A 17093-nucleotide genomic window follows, 5' to 3' on the forward strand; every position below is an offset into this window, starting at 1 on the left:
GGACTACAAACCTTTAAAACGAGATACAGAATATCAAAAGCGGAGTAAACGCAAAAAGTTTAGGAGAAGAGCGGCCATCGAGCCAGTTATAGGGCATCTAAAAACGGACTTTAGAATGGCACAAAACTATCTTAGTGGGGCAACTTCACCGCAAATCAATGCTTTTTTAGCTGCAACGGGGTGGAATCTTAAGGAAATGATGAAGCAATTAAAAAACGAAGTCGAATTATTATTGTTTTATATTTTTAATCCCGTTTTGACTCGCTTTTTTTTGAAAAAGAAACTGAGTTGATAAGGAGTGACTAATTAAATAGTAGTCTAAGTACTGAATTTCTTATATTTGCAAACTTTTGGAACAAATGAGATTATTTTTTGCGGCCATTTTTGTATTCTTTTTAGGGGAAGTCAATGGGCAGACATATGAAGTAGGGATATTTGCCGGTGGCGCCAATAATATTGGCGATGTGGGCAGGTCTACTTATATCTTGCCTTCTGGTCCTGCTTTTGGGGGGCTTTTTAAATGGAATAAAAGTAAGCGCTATGCATGGCGGGCCAGTGTTATCTACGGTGAATTTACCGCTGACGATACCAAATCCAATAATACCGCTCGTGAATCAAGAGGTTTTGTGATAAAAAATGATGTCCTTGAAGCATCGGCGGGACTCGAATTTAATTTTGTGGACTATAACCTGCATAAGTTTGGATCCGCATTTACCCCTTATCTGTATACGGGGGTTACCTATTTTAGATATGGATATATGCATTTTAGCGGTGGACAAACCCCGCAGGATGATGGGCAGAAAGAAGGGGCGTTTGCGATTCCCATGACCGTTGGGGCCAAGTTGCGTCTTAACCAGTTTTTGGTCCTAGGAGCCGAAATTGGAGCCCGATATACCTTTACCGATAACCTGGATGGGAGTAACCCTGAAGGGTCTAATTATGAAGAGTTTAAATTTGGAAATATTTTTAGTGATGATTGGTATGTTTTCTCGGGGCTTACTTTAACGTATACCTTCGGAAGAAAACCTTGTCAAGATTGCTTCCAGTAATACATATATGAATACTATAGAAGAACTTAACATTGAAAAATTACCAGCGCATATTGCTATAATAATGGATGGTAATGGACGATGGGCTAAACAAAAAGGCAAGCTTAGGGTTTTTGGGCATGAACAAGGCGTAAAAACAGTGCGCAGCACCGTAGAAAGTTCTGCGAAAATCGGTGTTAAGTACCTCACTTTATACACCTTTTCTACCGAAAATTGGAACCGGCCAAAGCTTGAGGTAGAAACTTTAATGCGCATTTTGGTGTCGTCCCTTAAAAAGGAACTCATTACCCTTAACAAAAACAATATTCGTTTAAATACCATTGGCGATATAGCTTCTTTGCCAAAAAAAGCCCATAAAGAACTGGTAGACGTCATGGCTAAAACTAGCCAAAATACGGGTATGACTTTAACTTTGGCGTTGAGTTACGGCGCTAGGGAAGAGCTTAAAAACGCTGTGCAACAGATCAGTCTCAAAGTTAAAAATAATATAATTTCTCCCGAGAAAATTGACGAAACCATTATAAATAACCATCTTTACACGCATGATTTGCCCGATGTGGACCTGCTTATTCGTACCAGTGGGGAGCACAGAATAAGTAATTTTTTACTTTGGCAGATTGCATATGCCGAATTATATTTTATTGATGTATTTTGGCCCGACTTTACCGAGCAACATTTAATACTAGCCATTAAGAACTACCAGAACAGAGAACGAAGATTTGGAAAAACAAGCGAACAACTCACCTAGAGATATGAAAAGATTCATGTCACTTCACCTTCTAACAGCATTTTTATTCTTTTTATTTACCGCCTGTATCACCGCACAGGAAACCTCGTATGAGGACGGTAAAAAGTATATCCTAGGAGGCCTGGAGGTAACCGGACTACAAAGTTATAACGAACAAACTGTAAAAACCTATACAGAACTCCGAGTAGGACAGCCTATTACGATCCCAAGCGATCAAATTAGTGCCGTGATTAATAAGTTATGGGGGCTGGAACTTTTTACGGATATTACCTTTTATGTGACTAAAATAGAAGGAGATAATATTTTTCTTGAACTCAATATTATTGAAAGGCCAACGCTTTCTAACGTAACGGTATACGGAGAAAAGAAAAATAAAATCAATGAAATCCTAAAAGATACCGATCTTAAAAAAGGAAAGAAGATTACCGAGAGTTTAATTGCCAATTCTAAAAATTACCTTCAAAACAAATACAAAAAGAAGGGGTACTTGAACGTTAAGGTTAATATTGCTACCGCCAAAGATACAGTAGGAGACAATACCCAAAGTATGGTAGTAAATATTAAAAAAGGGGAAAAGGTGAAAATCAATGATATTATTTTTGAAGGGAATGATCAGCTGTCCGACAATACCTTGGCAAAAGCCCTAAAGAAGACCAAGAAAAAGAAATTTTACCGTTTCTGGAAAAAATCCAAATACATCGAAGAAGACTATAAGGCAGACTTAGTGTCCTTGGTCGATAGATATGCCGAAAAAGGATTTAGGGATGCCCGTATAATTTCAGATACCTTTGTTAAGGTAGGCGACGATCTCATCGACTTAAAGATAAAGGTCGAGGAAGGGAATAAATACTATTTCGGAGATATAGATTTTGTAGGGAACACGGTGTATACCGACCGTCAGTTGGGACAGGTGTTAGGTCTTAAAAAAGGAGATACCTATAATGGGGTGCTGATGCGTAAGCGTATTGCAGACGACAGCAAACCCGATGGAGAAGATTTGACCAACCTATACCAAAACAACGGGTATATGTTTTCTAGTATCAATCCGGTAGAAATTTCTGCAGAAAACGATACTATAAATTTTGAAGTAAGGATCATAGAAGGAAAGGAAACCTTTTTAGACCACATTACGGTCACGGGGAACGACAAGACAAACGACCACGTAATTTTTAGAGAGTTAAGAACAAGACCAGGTCAGCGTTATAATAAATCTGATATTATTAGAAGTATCAGGGAATTGGGACAGTTAGGATTTTTTGATGCTGAGCAGATTGTTCCTAAAATTGAAAATCCAGATCCAAATGCCGGTACGGTAGATATCGGGTATAGCCTTGTAGAATCTGGATCGAGCCAAATAGAACTTCAAGGAGGTTATGGCGGTGGAGGTTTCATAGGAACCCTTGGACTTTCTTTTAGCAATTTCTCTATTAAAAACTTGTTCAATGGAGAGGCATATAAGCCGGTACCTATGGGCGATGGGCAAACTTTTGCCTTGCGTTTACAAGCCAGTAGGACTTATAGAGTGTATAGCCTTAACTTTTCAGAACCATGGTTGGGAGGTAAAAAACCGGTAAGGTTTAATATGTCCTTGTCTAGAACCCAACAGTTTTACTATAACCCATATGTAAGCCGTAAGCCAGACAAAAGCAAGCAGTTTTCTATTACAGGTCTTTCTGTAGGATTGGCAAAAAGAGTACAATGGCCCGATGATTTCTTTACCGTATCGCATTCGCTAGGGTATCAGTTGTACGATTTCCAAGATTACAATATCGGCTTGTTTAATTTTGGGAACGGGAAATCTAATTCCCTTGCCTATACCTTTGGGCTATCTAGAAATGCTACAGGAGGTGGACGTATCTTCCCTAGAAGTGGGTCTAACTTTGAGCTGACGGCAAAATTTACACCTCCTTATTCGTTGTTTAACGGAAAGGACTATAAAAAATTAAATGCCGATTTTGATCAAGCAATTGAAGATCGCGATTCTGAAGAAGTAGAGCGTATAGATCAGGAGCGGTTTAAATGGTTAGAATTCTATAAAGTAAACTTTAAAGGAGATTGGTATACTACCCTGATCGATAAGTTGGTGTTGAGGACCAATGCTGAATTTGGATTCTTGGGAAGCTATGACCAAGAGGTAGGGAAAGTTCCTTTTGAGCGTTTTTATGTCGGTGGTGATGGTTTAGGAACCTATACCATGGACGGGAGAGATGTGGTTCAGTTAAGAGGATATGAAAACCAGTCATTGACACCTTATAGCGTAGACCGTATGACAGGCGGACAATCGCAGGACGGTGGAGTAGTGTACAATAAGTTCTCGTTAGAATTAAGATACCCATTAACTCTTAAGCCTTCCGCTTCTATTTACGGACTGGCGTTCTTGGAGGGTGGTAATGCCTTTAACAATTTTCACGATTTTAATCCGTTTGAGATAAAAAGATCGGCCGGAGTTGGACTGCGTATATTTATGCCTGCATTTGGATTATTGGGAATAGATTTTGGATATGGATTCGATCAAGATTACAATCCAAACTCTGCAGGACCTAGTGGTTGGCAAACGCATTTTATCATAGGGCAACAGTTTTAATCCTTAATGTCTGGACATTTCAGGCTTTTACTGTTGATTCTATAATAATTGATTATTTTGGCACGATATTTTCTATGGTATAAAAAGAAAATAAAATGAAAATAAAAGCACAAGTACTTGTTCTCCTAGTCGTAACTATGTATGCAACCTCCGCTTTTGGGCAGAGAGGGGTAAGGATAGGTTATGTGGATATGGAATACATACTGGAGAATGTAGAGGAATACAGGGAGGCCAATGTGCAGTTGGCGAATAAAGTGCAAAGATGGAAACTCGAAATAGAGCAGGAGAGAGCGGTCATAGACCAGATGAAGAAAGAGTTAGTGGCAGAGAAAGTGCTATTGACAGACGAGCTGATAACCGAAAGGGAAGAAGAGATTCAAATCCTAGAAAGAGAAATGTTGGAGTACCAACAAGCTAGGTTTGGTCCGGAAGGCGATTTGGTATTGCAAAAAAGAAGGTTGATACAGCCAATTCAAGATCAGGTCTTTAATGAAGTACAGCAGTTAGGTGCCAATAAAAATTATGATTTTATTTTTGATAAATCGGCAGATGTTGTAATGTTGTATTCCGAACAAAGGCACGATTTAAGCGATCTGGTGTTAAGAGGGATTGCTAGGACAAGAAAAATTAGTGCCCCAAATAAAAAGGACGTTCCTAAAAGTAGGCTAGATCGGTTCGAGGAAGAAGATGCTAACGAGGCGCTTCAAGAAAGACAAGAAAAGGCGCAACAGGCAGAAGATGCAAGGGCAAAAGCGGCAGAAGCGAGACGAGAAGAACAATTGAAATTGCGAGAAGACCGTAAAAAGGCCTACGAGGAAAGAAGGAAGAAGTTGCTTGAAGAGCGGGAAGCTAAAAGAAAAGAGGCGGAAGAAAAACGCAAAAAGAAAGACGGAGAGGAAGACTAAAAAAATAAGGAAATAGAATAAGGATAACCATTTTTCAAATCAAATAACTAAATCATTAAAATCAACACGCAAAAATTAATTAATTTATTAAAATCATGAAACAAATTAAGAAGATAGCAGTAGCCCTAGTTTTGTTCGTAGCAGCTAGTAGTTTTGTAAACGCTCAAACCAAAATAGCACACATAGACGTTCAAAAATTATTGTCCGAAATGCCGGAAATGAAGGCTGCCGAAGCAGAATTGAAAAAATTACAAGAGACTTATAGAGCGGATATCGAAGGGTCTATGACCGAGCTTAGAAATAAGTACACACAATATTCTAACGAGTCTTCTGCAAAATCCAAGGAAGAAAACGAAAAAAGAGCATTGGAATTACAAGGCTTTGAAAAAAACATTGGAGAGGCACAACAAAAAGCTCAAATGGATCTGCAACAAAAACAAGCAGAACTAATGGGGCCTATCACTGAGAAAGCTAAAAAGGCTATCGAAGATGTTGCCGCTGCTCAAGGAATCGATTACGTAATGGATGCTACTCAAGGTAGTGGTCTTATCGTTGCAAAGGGTAAGGATATTTTGCCTGCGGTAAAAAAACAATTAGGTTTCTAATCTAAGCGCTTAAATATTTAAGAAAAGCCATACGTTTGTATGGCTTTTTTTATGTCTTGTATTTTAGTGAAAATATTTATCCGCTTCCTTAAAAGTGTTTTTTTTTTGCGGGGATTTACTAAAATTAATTAGCTAACTTTAAATCCTACTTTAGATATTTTTAGCATGAGTGATCGTCCCATTGGTATATTTGATTCGGGTATAGGAGGAACCTCTATTTGGAGGGAAATTAACAGGCTGCTGCCTAAGGAATCGACCATTTATTTGGCCGACAGTAAGAATGCTCCTTACGGAGAAAAGACCCAGGCCCAAATTTTGGAGCTGAGTATCAAGAATGTCGAATTCCTCATTAACAAGGGGTGTAAAATTATTGTGGTGGCCTGTAATACGGCCACGACAAACGCTATAAAAGAACTTAGGGCAAGCTACACTATACCGCTTATCGGGATAGAGCCGGCCATAAAGCCAGCGGCATTGCACACTAAGAGCAAAACGGTCGGGGTTTTGGCCACCAAAGGGACTCTTTCCAGCGCTTTGTTTAACAGTACCTCAGAATTGCATGCCAACGGTATAAAAGTCTTGGAGCAAGAGGGTACGGGCTTGGTAGCCCTTATCGAAGAAGGCAAGTTGTATTCGGATCAGACCAAGGAATTGCTGCAGCGGTATCTGAAACCGATGCTTAAAGAAGGTATAGATCAGTTGGTGCTGGGCTGTACACACTACCCGTACCTAATTCCCTTATTAAAGGATATCTTGGCGGATGAAGTAGAAATTATCGATTCCGGTGATGGTGTCGCGCGGAGAACCCTGGCTGTTCTGGAGCAACATCAGCTAAAGGTCGGTGCTTCTAAAACTACAGTAGAACACCAATTCTATACCAATGTAAATCCAGAGGTGCTCAAGACCTTCCTAAGCGATGTAAACGGATGCTATAGGGTAGATTATTTGGACTTTTAAAATAATAAGGGCACAATGAAGGTCGCGCTGTACCTAGCTTTTAGGCCCATATCATGCTTATGGATTGTAATATCGGCTCTATTTCAAAAGGAATGAGGCGTCCTATTTTACTTGGACTATTTCCAAATCCTTATCGTCAATAGTTTTATTATTAGGGCGTTCCCTCCTTCGTCGGTCGGGCCCTTGGCTATATCCCTTGCCCTGCTGCGGGGATGCCGCCGCGGTCCCTAACGCAAAAATAAATCAGGCCATGGGCGGATAGAAGGGCTATTGAACAAAGAATTTTTGGGTAGCAAAAACTGGCATGTCAACAAGTGAATGTGCTGTCTTCACTCCTTAAAACCTACAAGTATAAATTCGGTTAGACCCTTTCGTAGGTTAAATAGCTAAAATCGTATTGATGGCGATCGTCCTTTGGATGGTATTCTTCTGCTAAGAGCTTCCATTCAGAAGTATTGATTTCAGGAAAATGGGCGTCCGCTTCAAAGGATGCATGTACCCTAGTAAGTTCTATATTTGTTGCGTGTTTTAAGGCCAAGTGATAAATTTCACCGCCTCCGATTATAAATGCCAATGCTTCTTCTTTTACCAATTGTAAAGCCTCTTCCAAAGAATGTACTACCGTGCAATGGTCATAAGTTACAGCGTAGTTTTTATCTCTGGTGATAATGATATGGTGCCTATTGGGCAATGGTTTAGGGAAGCTTTCAAAGGTCTTTCGCCCCATAATGATCTTGTGGCCAGAAGTGATGTTTTTAAAACGTTTAAAATCGTCCGGTAAATGCCAAAGAAGATCATTGTTTAATCCTAAAGCGTTGTTCTCGGCAGCTGCTGCAATCATGGTTAAGGTCTGCACTATTCTTTTTTTTTATTGATCATGGAATCCGGAAACTCGGTTTCTATTTCCTTTTGCATTGCTGCAATCCGTTCTTGCTGTTTTAAAACTAATTTTTCGCGTTGGCGACGTTCCCAATGTTGGTCCATAAATTTATGGGTCACAAACACGTTAAAGACATGTAAGGCAATGATAAAAGTCCATAAGGTAACGACCCAGATATACCAATCGTACTGAATACCATATTTTAATATTTTGTTGATTACGACAAGAAAAATACTGCCGATCAAATAAATAACAAAGTGATTGTACAGGCGTTTTTTCTGCAACATCCTAGCCTGGGCATATTCCAATTGCTCATGCTGCTCAATAGCTATTTTAGAATTTATTTTGTTTTTGAGGAACATCCTTATATGTATCTTTATGGCAAAGATATCATAAAATAAAAATTCTTATCACTAAGGATATGCAAAAGATTATAAAACAATTTCCGGTCTTAGGCCAAAATATTTATGCCGATACCGCCGCTTCTGGATTGCTCTATGATGGATTATTGGATTGGAGGCAAGAACACGACTTCGATTTTTTAATCGGAGGCAGTAAAATGAGAAAGACATCCCATGAGTTGCTTTGCCAGACTAAAGACACCCTCGGTACCTTTTTTGGGTGTAAGGCAGAGAATGTAGCCTTGGTGCCCAATTTTTCCATAGGCTTAAATTTGCTGTTGGAGGGCTTGCCTAAAACGGCGAATGTATTGTTGTTGGAAGATGACTACCCTTCGCTTAATTGGCCATTTGAAAGTAGATTGGATAAAGTTTCTTTTGTGAAAATTAACGAAGATCTCGAAGAACGGATTCTTGCAAAAATAAAATCGGATCATATTAACGTGTTGGCCCTTAGTTTAGTACAATGGTTAAATGGCGTTAAGATTGATTTAGGATTTTTAAAAACTCTAAAAAATGATTTTCCCGACTTGTTGATTATCGCCGATGGGACGCAGTTCTGTGGTACCCAACACTTTAACTTCGATACATCGGGGATCGATGTCCTGGGAGCTAGTGGTTATAAATGGCTGTTGGGAGGCTATGGCAATGGATTTATGATGTTCAAAGAAGAGGTTGGCGCTAAATTTTCATGTAAATCTACCGGGTTTAATTCGGTAAACCATGACTTTGAGCACAAGGGCCAAAGGAGTTTTGCCAAACAATTTGAACCAGGACATTTGGATACTTTTAGTTTTGGAAGTTTAAAATATTCCTTAGAGTTTCTTACCGGTATTGGGCTAGATAAGACGTACGGGCAGATAGAAAAACTTGCACTACAGGCTAAGGAAGCGTTTTCAGAAGCCGGCTTGCTAGAGGAGGCGGTTATAAAAAGAAAAGGGCATAGTAGTATTTTTAATATCAAGGATTCGGGAAAATTATGGGACAAATTGCGTAATAATGAGGTGGTTTGTTCACAACGCGGCGATGGGATTAGGTTGAGTTTTCATTTTTATAACACCGAAAAGGAGATTGAAAACATTGTAAGAATTATAAAATCTAAATAGGGAGTTTTGCCTACATCTAAATATAGAGGTGCTTAAATGATATTATCCGTTAATTATGTGTTAATTTTTATGATTTTCACAAAAGTCATATGATTCATTGGCAATGAGGGGTTTAAATTTGTATTTTTAGGGTCTATTAAAAACTATGGATTATGGCAATTACAAAACAATATTTAAAGAGCAAACCAATTTGTAAGGTAACGTTTACAGTTCCGGGAGAGGGAGTGAAAGAGGTTGCCGTAGTTGGTGATTTCAATAATTGGAGTGCTACGGGAAGTGCCTTGAAAAAATTGAAAAACGGAACTTTTAAAGGCACCTTTAATTTGCCAAAGGAAAAAACATATGAATTCAAATATTTAGTAGATGGTAATTTTGTCAATGAAGCAGAGGCAGACCGTTTACAGTGGAACGATTATGCCGGTACTGAAAATTCGGTGTTGGAATTATAAGAACGCTAATTTGCTGTTATTGGAATAAAATAACAATAACAGCAAATTGGTCTTTTTTTCTTCTTAAAGTAAAAAGGAGAGAGAGAGGTATAGACCTATTTTTTTATTAGTAGATAATTTTGAAAGTAGTCTTGCTTGTCTCCAAATTTGGATACTATTTTTAATCCGGCTTCTTCCGACAGTTGTTGAATCATCTCATGGTCGTATTTTTGGGAGATTTCTGTATGTATGGTTTCCCATGCTTTAAAATGAACCTTTAAGTTTATCGCTGCTATGGTCACCTGCTGTGGCTTTTGGGAGACCAAATAGCTCTTTGCGGTTCCTGACTCGGGGTCATATGCCTCCCAGTGCATAAAACTTTCGACATTAAAATTGCCTTGTAATTCAGTGTTGATGCGTTTTAAGATATTCTTGTTAAAGGACGCTGTAATACCGCTAGTGTCGCTATACGCATTTAAGATAAGTTGTGGGTCTTTTTTTAGATCACAACCAAGGAATAAGATATCGTTTTTATGCATCAAACGCTTTATTTTTTTTAAAAAGCTAATGGCTTGGGATATTAGCATGTTACCAATGTTAGATCCTAAAAAAAGAATGATGTTTTTATTGTTTTTGCTGAAGGCTACCGTTTCAAGCGCATCAATATAACTTCCGCATTTTGGGGCAACATGGATATTAGGAAAATCCTCGGCCAAGGAGGATTCTAGTTGTTTTAGTGCATTTTCGCTCAGATCTATAGGTAGGTATTTAAAGTTGGCATTGATGCTGTTTAAATGTGCTAGTAGTATCTTTGTTTTCTTTGCATCGCCCGCACCAAGCTCTATTAGGTTGAAGGCAGGGGTGTTCTCTGCAAAAAGAGTGCAGATTTCTTCCTTGTTTTCCTGTAAAATACTGAATTCTGAATTGGTTAAATAGTATTCAGGAAGGTTCATTATTGCCTGAAAAATCTTGTCCCCATTGGCATCGTAAAGATATTTGGAAGAGAGGTGCTTTGGAAAATCGCTAAGACCCTTATAAACATCTTGTTTAAAAGGAGTGTCCAAATAAGGTTTTGGGTTGTTTTCCATAAGAATTTAGTAAGGGTTATTTGGCCAAGCGTATACCTGTAAATTGCCATCTCGCCGAAGGGCCAAAAAAATTCCGGTAAGTGGCTCTGGCATGTTTTGGAGGAGTTGCGATAGAGCTCCCTCTTAAAACTTTTTGGTTGACCATAAACTTACCATTGTATTCTCCCAAGGCACCGACGGCTTTTTTGTAATGAGGGTACGGTAAATAGGCGCTTTCAGTCCATTCCCATCGATGGCCCCATTCAAATTGTTTTTCTGCTACTTCCCATTCAAATTCAGTCGGTAAACGGCATTCTTTCCATTGGGCGTAGGCGTAGGCTTCGTAATAGGAAATATGGGTTACGTAGGCCTTGGAAGCTAATGGTTGTAATCCGTTTAAGGTGTATTGGTACCATTGATGATCGATATAATGCCAGTAAAGCGGCGCTTTTAATTGGTTTTGGGTCAGCCAATCCCATCCATCGGCATGCCAAAATCGAAAATCCTGATACCCGCCAGCATCCATAAACTGTAAATAGTCACCGTTGGTTACTAGAAGATTGGAGATTTGATAGGGATTTAGATATACCTTGTGTTTTCCGAGTTCGTTATCATAACAGAAGGAGTCCGATTGATGGCCAATAGTATAAACGCCTTCTGAAACAGAAAGCCATTGATGGCTAATTTGGCACGGGCTGTTTTCCGAATAATTAGCCGAATAAATGGGGAGTAGCGGATTGTTGCCTAGAATAAACTTTATATCTGTTAACAACAATTCTTGATGCTGCTTTTCGTGGTGGATGCCTATTTCTACCAAATCATATAATTCTTTTGAAGAAGATTTTTCCAATAGAGTGGTCATTTGCTCGGTTACGTAGGTCCTGTATTCGATTACTTTTTTTACGGTAGGCCTAGAGAGGTTTCCTCGATCGGTTCGGAGGACTCTTTTACCAAGGGTTTCGTAATAACTATTAAAAACAAATGAAAAATCAGGGTCAAAAACCTGATAATCGGGCGAATATTTTGCAAGGATAAACTCCTCAAAAAACCATGTAGTATGGCCTAAATGCCACTTTGGAGGAGAAACGTCACTAATTGGTTGTACAACATAATCCTCTACCGCCAAAGGGCGGCAAAGGCTTTCGGTGTGTTTTCTGGTATCTAGGAAGAAATCCAATATTTCAGCGACAACAACCATGCTATATTTTTTATGCTATACAAGATAAAAAATATAATGCACACTTTTAGAATCCTATGCTGTAAGTATTGGACGCTTAAGGGAGTTTGGTAAGTATGTGCCTATAAAATAAATAGGTCAAAGATCAATTATATGGCTACTGCTCCCTTGATATGTGGGTATGGTTCGTAGTCTTCTAGGGTAAAATCTTCAAACTTAAAGTCGAATATATCTTTAACGTCGGGGTTTAGGATCATTTTAGGCAATGCTTTTGGAGTTCTGCTCAGTTGCAGTGCTACTTGGTCAAAATGGTTGTTATAAATGTGGGCATCACCGAAGGTATGAATAAACTCTCCTGGTTTGTATCCGCATACCTGCGCTATCATTAATGTAAATAGGGCGTAGGAGGCAATATTAAAAGGAACTCCAAGGAAAATGTCGGCACTGCGCTGATATAGCTGACATGACAACTTGCCGTCGGCTACATAAAACTGAAAAAAGGCATGGCATGGGGGTAAGGCCGCCTTGCCGTTCGCTACATTTTCCGAAAAAGAAAGAGAGGTATCGGGCAGTACACTCGGATTCCATGCAGAAACCAACATCCTTCTACTGTTTGGATTCGTTTTAAGGGTTTCTATTACTTCTTTTATTTGATCTACTTCATCATTGTTCCAATTGCGCCATTGGTGGCCATAAACGGGGCCTAATTCACCTTGTTCATCGGCCCATTCGTTCCAGATACGTACACCGTTTTCCTGTAAATAACCAATATTGGTGTCTCCTTTTAAAAACCAAAGCAATTCGTGAACAATAGATTTTAAATGTAGTTTTTTGGTAGTAACCATGGGAAAACCATCGGCTAGATTAAATCGCATTTGGTAGCCAAAAACACTTTTGGTACCCGTACCAGTTCTATCGCCTTTCTGAACTCCGTTTTCTAATACGTGCTTTAATAAATCGTGGTATTGCTTCATGGTATTCTACTGCTAAGGATTGCTACAAAATAAAGGTAATATACGGCTTCAGTTTAGAGGCTCAAAATAAAGGCAAAGATAAAAAGCTCTTTTTACTTAAAGTGAGTTTGCTGTTAAAATTCCCTAAAATTTAACGGGATGGCTTAAAGGAAAGCAAGAAGGCTTATTATGGGCTTATCCTAAGATCATTCCAGCTATGGCAGCCGAGAGAAGCGAGGCTAACGTACCGCCAAGAACAGCCTTCATTCCAAATTCTGACAAAGTCTTGCGTTGTCCGGGGGCCAAGGAGCCAATTCCTCCAATTTGGATGCCAATAGAGGCAAAATTGGCAAAGCCACAAAGCATATAGGTGGCCATGATTACCGATTTGTTATAGGTGAAATGAGTGGCACTGGCCATATTTTTTAATTCTGCTAATTGAATGTAGCCTATAAACTCACTGGCGGCCAATTTAATTCCCAAAAGTTGTCCCATTAGCATCACATCAACCGAATCCACTCCAATAAGCCACATAAGGGGAGCAAATAGGGTGCCTAGTATGGCTTCCAAAGAAAAGGAGTTATAAGGGGTGTTGGTCGCTATCCAAGGATTTAAAGAGGTAATATCGCCGGTCCAATTCAATATGCCGTTGAGCATGGCAATAAAAGCTACGAAAACCAAAAGCATGGCCCCCACGTTTACAGCAAGTTTTAATCCTTCAGTAGTTCCGTTAGAAATGGCGTCTAATATATTAGCTCCTATTTTCTCGGTGGAAACCTGGACATCGGTATTTATTTTTTCGGTCTGCGGATATAGGATTTTTGATATTACAATAGCTCCAGGAGCGGCCATTACCGAAGCAGCCAAAAGGTGCTTGGCAAATTGGAGGCGCAGCACTTCATCGTCTCCACCTAAGAATCCAATATAAGCGGCCAGAACAGCACCCGCAACCGTCGCCATGCCCCCGATCATGACCAATAATATTTCGGACTTGCTCATTTTCTCTAAATAAGCTTTGATCAGTAGGGGGGCCTCTGTTTGTCCTAAGAAGATATTCCCGGCAACACTTAAGCTTTCTGCTCCTGAAATACCGAGAGATCTGGATAATAACCACGCTAAGGCCTTGACTACTTTTTGGATAATCCCCAAATAAAATAATAAGGAGGTTAAGGCCGAAAAGAATATAATGGTAGGAAGTACTTGAAAGGCAAAAATAAAACCGAAAGTATCCATGTCTACAACCAATCCTTCGAATAAAAATTTACTTCCTGCTCTGGTGAAATCTAATACGCTGACAAAAAGTTTTCCGCCAAATTCAAATATTTTGGAGACAAAACTCAAATCAAACCGGTAGCCAAAGGCATTAAAGCCAATTTGGTTGCCAATTAAGATACATATGGCCAATAGCAGCTGAATGAAAACACCAATACTGACAGTTCTCCAATTAATTGCTTTTTTATTGGCACTAAAGAGGTAGGAGATAAATAACAATGTGGCCATGCCTAGAATCCCTCTTCCGATACTGTAAAAAGAAACCCCCTGATTGGGGACTATTTCGGAAGAACTGCTGAGGGGGGTAGCGCTAATGTCTTGAGCAACGGATGGGAAAGCAATCAAAAATAAAACTAAAAGGATCCAAAGCTTATTTCTCATCCAGTAAATCTTAAAATGAAGGGGTTATTTGCGTTTAGAAATTTCGTCCCTAAGTTTAGCTGCTTTTTCGTAGTCTTCGCTGGCAACAGCCTTATCCAATTCGGTATGAAGCTCATCTAAGCTCAGCTCTTGGTAGCTTTCTGAGCTCTGGGAAGTAATTTCTACAGTTTCTCCTTCTTGCAATATTTCGTTTACCATAATACTGTCATCGGAATCTTCTTTTTCCTTTTCTTTGGAAGAGAATTTAAGGAATATTCCGGCTTTGTCCAATATAGTTCTATACGTAAATATAGGGGCGTTAAATCTTAGGGCCAAGGCGATCGCATCGCTGGTTCTGGCATCTATGATTTCTTCAATATTATCGCGTTCACAAATAATACTGGAGTAAAAAACACCATCGACTAATTTATGGATAATTACCTGCTTGACAGAAATGTCGAATCGCTCGGCAAAATTTTTAAAAAGATCATGGGTAAGGGGTCGAGGGGGCTTGATTTCCTTTTCCAAGGCAATTGCAATCGATTGGGCTTCGAAAGCTCCAATTACGATCGGCAATTTTCGATCCCCATCAACTTCATTCAATATGAGGGCATATGCGCCATTTTGCGTTTGGCTATAGGATATCCCTTTTATTTTTAATCTAACTAAACTCATAGTAAATAACTAAAAAAGGCTGTTCAAAGCACTCGAAGGACCAAGTTGTTTTGAACAGCCCTTAGGGGCACAATTTAACAAAAATTAAGCGGTTTGAGCCTTAAATTCCTTTAATTTTTCGATTAGTTGTGGGACCACTTCAAAAGCATCGCCTACAATACCGTAGTCGGCCGCTTTAAAAAATGGGGCTTCAGGATCAGAATTGATGACGACTTTTACCTTGGATGCACTGACCCCGGCTAGGTGTTGAATGGCGCCAGAGATGCCTATGGCGATATAAAGGTTGCTGGCTACAGGTTTTCCAGTTTGTCCTACGTGTTCGCCATGCGGTCTCCATCCTAGGTCCGATACAGGTTTGGAACAAGCGGTGGCGGCACCTAAAACATCGGCTAATTCCTCTATCATTCCCCAGTTCTCAGGGCCCTTAAGTCCTCTTCCTCCAGAAACTACAATATCTGCGTCGGCTATAGTAGCTTTTCCAACAACCTTGTCTATCTCGACAGATTTGGTGCTAAAGGAATTCTCTGGAATATTGGCTTCAAAACTCTCTACACTACTTTCAGTTTTATTTTCGTGGCTTCCGAAAGCATTGTTAGAAACGCCAATGATTTTTATATCAGCGCTCAGCTGGGTCTCGGCAAAACCTTTATTGCTAAATACTGTTCTTTTAACGGTAAAGGGAGCAGTACTTGTTGGTGCCGAAACTACATTAGGTACATAGGATGCTTGCAATTTGGCCGTTAATATAGGTGCTAAAAATTTAGTGTCCGCACTAGAGCTTAGGATGATTACTTTGGCACCTTCCTTTTCTGCTGCTTGTGCAATGGCAATAGCAAAAGCCTTGGCGTTAAAGGTTTTTAAATTGTCATCGGTGATATTTAATACCTTAGAAATACCATTGTTACCTAGGCTTTCGGCATTGGTGGCATTAATAGAAATTGCCGTGGCATGAGTGCCGAGTTGTTGGGCTACTTCATAGGCATAAGAAGCGACTTCTTGTGCATTCTTTTTAAACTTTCCGTTTTCGGATTCTGTATATACTAAAACTGACATATTAATATTCTTTTTTTATTTCCGAAATTTCATTCGGAAAATGGTTGGCGAAATTGCTGAAATAAAAGGGGATATCTAAATATACCCGCCGCTATCATAAAAATTAGGATTCAGCTTATATAACTTTTGCTTCGTTGTGTAGTAAATTGATTAGCTCGTCAATATTGTCCGCATCTATTAGTTTTACCTGACCTTTGGCTGCTGGCTTTTCAAATTTAACGTCCTTAGTGGTATCAGTAGCTGATACCGGCTCTACAACATTCAATTTCTTCTGGCGAGCCATCATAATACCTCTCATGTTAGGGATTTTTAAATCGCTTTCGGCAACCAGTCCTTTTTGACTTCCGATAACAAGGGGTAAGCTAGTATTTAATTTTTCCTTTCCACCATCAATTTCCCTAATAGCGGTAGCAGTGTTGCCATCAATTTCTAAGGATATACAATTATTGACAAAATTAAAATCTAATAAGGTTGCCAATATTCCTGGAACCATCCCGCCGTTGTAGTCTATAGACTCCCTTCCGGCAATAATAAGATCGTAATCGCCTGCTTTTGCCACAGCTGCTATTTGCTGGGCAACAAAAAATCCGTCCGTTGGTTCGGCATTAACCCTTATTGCTTCATCGGCACCAATAGCCAAAGCCTTTCTGATCGTTGGTTCGGTAGTAGCTCCGCCAACAGTTATAACGTGAATAGTGGCACCTTGTTTTTCTTTAAACCACATGGCTCTGGTAAGGCCGAATTCGTCATTTGGGTTGATAACGTATTGGACACCATTGGTATCAAACTTAGTATCATCGTCTGTAAAATTAATTTTAGAAGTAGTATCTGGAACATTACTTATGCACACCAATAATTTCATATGATTATATTTTT

Annotated in this window: 17 protein-coding genes and 1 pseudogene; 9 read left to right on the forward strand and 9 right to left on the reverse strand. The window is 39.4% G+C overall.

Annotated elements, in window-relative coordinates:
- From BUA16_RS19205 to murI, 7 genes and pseudogenes are all read left to right on the forward strand, one after another.
- Positions 1 to 140 (forward strand): annotated as a pseudogene (locus tag BUA16_RS19205) (hypothetical protein); the annotation flags it as partial.
- Between the two features lie 219 nt (positions 141 to 359).
- Entirely contained in the window at positions 360 to 1049 is a 690-nt protein-coding gene (porG, locus tag BUA16_RS09780) for a type IX secretion system protein PorG (RefSeq protein WP_072764572.1), read from the forward strand.
- Positions 1050 to 1056: 7 nt separating this feature from the next.
- The gene (locus BUA16_RS09785; protein WP_072764573.1) at positions 1057 to 1797 is read left to right on the forward strand and encodes an isoprenyl transferase; all 741 of its coding nucleotides are present in this window, start codon (positions 1057 to 1059) and stop codon (positions 1795 to 1797) included.
- A 16-nt stretch (positions 1798 to 1813) separates the two neighbouring features.
- A complete protein-coding gene (locus BUA16_RS09790) occupies positions 1814 to 4381 on the forward strand; it encodes a BamA/OMP85 family outer membrane protein (RefSeq protein ID WP_245795546.1) in 2568 nt (855 codons plus the stop codon).
- 95 nt (positions 4382 to 4476) lie between these two features.
- On the forward strand, positions 4477 to 5286 hold the full coding sequence (locus tag BUA16_RS09795; RefSeq protein ID WP_394333072.1) for an OmpH/Skp family outer membrane protein: 810 nt from the start codon (positions 4477 to 4479) through the stop codon (positions 5284 to 5286).
- Between the two features lie 95 nt (positions 5287 to 5381).
- A complete protein-coding gene (locus tag BUA16_RS09800) occupies positions 5382 to 5891 on the forward strand; it encodes an OmpH/Skp family outer membrane protein (protein WP_072764575.1) in 510 nt (169 codons plus the stop codon).
- A gap of 165 nt (positions 5892 to 6056) precedes the next feature.
- Positions 6057 to 6848, forward strand: coding sequence for a glutamate racemase (gene murI / locus BUA16_RS09805; protein ID WP_072764576.1), 792 nt, complete (start codon positions 6057 to 6059; stop codon positions 6846 to 6848).
- A 361-nt stretch (positions 6849 to 7209) separates the two neighbouring features.
- Here the strand turns inward: murI and BUA16_RS09810 are convergent, their stop codons facing one another.
- Together BUA16_RS09810 and BUA16_RS09815 are read right to left on the reverse strand one after the other, a co-directional pair.
- A complete protein-coding gene (locus tag BUA16_RS09810; protein ID WP_143150490.1) occupies positions 7210 to 7704 on the reverse strand; it encodes a dihydrofolate reductase in 495 nt (164 codons plus the stop codon).
- Positions 7704 to 8090 (reverse strand): 2TM domain-containing protein, encoded by a 387-nt coding sequence (locus BUA16_RS09815; protein WP_072764578.1) that lies wholly within the window; start codon positions 8088 to 8090, stop codon positions 7704 to 7706. The genes BUA16_RS09810 and BUA16_RS09815 overlap by 1 nt, the downstream gene beginning before the upstream one ends.
- Positions 8091 to 8149: 59 nt before the next feature.
- Between BUA16_RS09815 and BUA16_RS09820 the strand changes: the two genes are divergently transcribed.
- Positions 8150 to 9232, forward strand: a complete 1083-nt coding sequence (locus tag BUA16_RS09820) for an aminotransferase class V-fold PLP-dependent enzyme (RefSeq protein WP_072764579.1) — start codon at positions 8150 to 8152, stop codon at positions 9230 to 9232.
- A gap of 152 nt (positions 9233 to 9384) precedes the next feature.
- On the forward strand, positions 9385 to 9681 hold the full coding sequence (locus BUA16_RS09825) for an isoamylase early set domain-containing protein (RefSeq protein ID WP_072764580.1): 297 nt from the start codon (positions 9385 to 9387) through the stop codon (positions 9679 to 9681).
- 95 nt (positions 9682 to 9776) lie between these two features.
- On the opposite strand, the gene egtD is transcribed toward BUA16_RS09825, so the two are convergent.
- The 7 genes from egtD to BUA16_RS09860 all read right to left on the reverse strand — a co-directional run bounded on the left by egtD (position 9777) and on the right by BUA16_RS09860 (position 17079).
- Positions 9777 to 10748: an L-histidine N(alpha)-methyltransferase gene (gene egtD, locus BUA16_RS09830; protein ID WP_072764581.1), complete on the reverse strand. Its 972-nt coding sequence runs from the start codon at positions 10746 to 10748 to the stop codon at positions 9777 to 9779.
- Positions 10749 to 10764: 16 nt separating this feature from the next.
- Positions 10765 to 11925, reverse strand: a complete 1161-nt coding sequence (gene egtB, locus BUA16_RS09835; protein ID WP_072764582.1) for an ergothioneine biosynthesis protein EgtB — start codon at positions 11923 to 11925, stop codon at positions 10765 to 10767.
- 128 nt (positions 11926 to 12053) lie between these two features.
- Positions 12054 to 12878, reverse strand: a complete 825-nt coding sequence (locus BUA16_RS09840; RefSeq protein WP_072764583.1) for a thymidylate synthase — start codon at positions 12876 to 12878, stop codon at positions 12054 to 12056.
- Between the two features lie 174 nt (positions 12879 to 13052).
- Complete coding sequence (locus BUA16_RS09845; protein ID WP_072764584.1) at positions 13053 to 14510, reverse strand: NupC/NupG family nucleoside CNT transporter; 1458 nt, start codon at positions 14508 to 14510, stop codon at positions 13053 to 13055.
- A gap of 24 nt (positions 14511 to 14534) precedes the next feature.
- On the reverse strand, positions 14535 to 15164 hold the full coding sequence (locus BUA16_RS09850) for a bifunctional nuclease family protein (RefSeq protein WP_072764585.1): 630 nt from the start codon (positions 15162 to 15164) through the stop codon (positions 14535 to 14537).
- An 84-nt stretch (positions 15165 to 15248) separates the two neighbouring features.
- A complete protein-coding gene (locus BUA16_RS09855) occupies positions 15249 to 16217 on the reverse strand; it encodes an electron transfer flavoprotein subunit alpha/FixB family protein (protein ID WP_072764586.1) in 969 nt (322 codons plus the stop codon).
- Positions 16218 to 16332: 115 nt separating this feature from the next.
- Entirely contained in the window at positions 16333 to 17079 is a 747-nt protein-coding gene (locus BUA16_RS09860) for an electron transfer flavoprotein subunit beta/FixA family protein (RefSeq protein ID WP_072764587.1), read from the reverse strand.
- Positions 17080 to 17093 lie beyond the last annotated feature (14 nt).

The organism is Arenibacter nanhaiticus (genome assembly GCF_900141935.1).
Lineage (GTDB): Bacteria > Bacteroidota > Bacteroidia > Flavobacteriales > Flavobacteriaceae > Arenibacter > Arenibacter nanhaiticus.

Bases quoted from the DNA above. Each gene is read 5' to 3' on its own strand.
- BUA16_RS09790 (WP_245795546.1), top strand. From the start codon at position 1,814: ATGTCACTTCACCTTCTAACAGCATTTTTATTCTTTTTATTTACCGCC.
- egtB (WP_072764582.1), bottom strand. From the start codon at position 11,925: ATGGTTGTTGTCGCTGAAATATTGGATTTCTTCCTAGATACCAGAAAA.
- egtD (WP_072764581.1), bottom strand. From the start codon at position 10,748: ATGGAAAACAACCCAAAACCTTATTTGGACACTCCTTTTAAACAAGAT.
- BUA16_RS09785 (WP_072764573.1), top strand. From the start codon at position 1,057: ATGAATACTATAGAAGAACTTAACATTGAAAAATTACCAGCGCATATT.
- murI (WP_072764576.1), top strand. From the start codon at position 6,057: ATGAGTGATCGTCCCATTGGTATATTTGATTCGGGTATAGGAGGAACC.
- BUA16_RS09850 (WP_072764585.1), bottom strand. From the start codon at position 15,164: ATGAGTTTAGTTAGATTAAAAATAAAAGGGATATCCTATAGCCAAACG.
- BUA16_RS09845 (WP_072764584.1), bottom strand. From the start codon at position 14,510: ATGAGAAATAAGCTTTGGATCCTTTTAGTTTTATTTTTGATTGCTTTC.
- BUA16_RS09855 (WP_072764586.1), bottom strand. From the start codon at position 16,217: ATGTCAGTTTTAGTATATACAGAATCCGAAAACGGAAAGTTTAAAAAG.
- BUA16_RS09800 (WP_072764575.1), top strand. From the start codon at position 5,382: ATGAAACAAATTAAGAAGATAGCAGTAGCCCTAGTTTTGTTCGTAGCA.
- BUA16_RS09820 (WP_072764579.1), top strand. From the start codon at position 8,150: ATGCAAAAGATTATAAAACAATTTCCGGTCTTAGGCCAAAATATTTAT.
- BUA16_RS09795 (WP_394333072.1), top strand. From the start codon at position 4,477: ATGAAAATAAAAGCACAAGTACTTGTTCTCCTAGTCGTAACTATGTAT.
- BUA16_RS09815 (WP_072764578.1), bottom strand. From the start codon at position 8,090: ATGTTCCTCAAAAACAAAATAAATTCTAAAATAGCTATTGAGCAGCAT.
- BUA16_RS09860 (WP_072764587.1), bottom strand. From the start codon at position 17,079: ATGAAATTATTGGTGTGCATAAGTAATGTTCCAGATACTACTTCTAAA.
- BUA16_RS09840 (WP_072764583.1), bottom strand. From the start codon at position 12,878: ATGAAGCAATACCACGATTTATTAAAGCACGTATTAGAAAACGGAGTT.
- porG (WP_072764572.1), top strand. From the start codon at position 360: ATGAGATTATTTTTTGCGGCCATTTTTGTATTCTTTTTAGGGGAAGTC.
- BUA16_RS09825 (WP_072764580.1), top strand. From the start codon at position 9,385: ATGGCAATTACAAAACAATATTTAAAGAGCAAACCAATTTGTAAGGTA.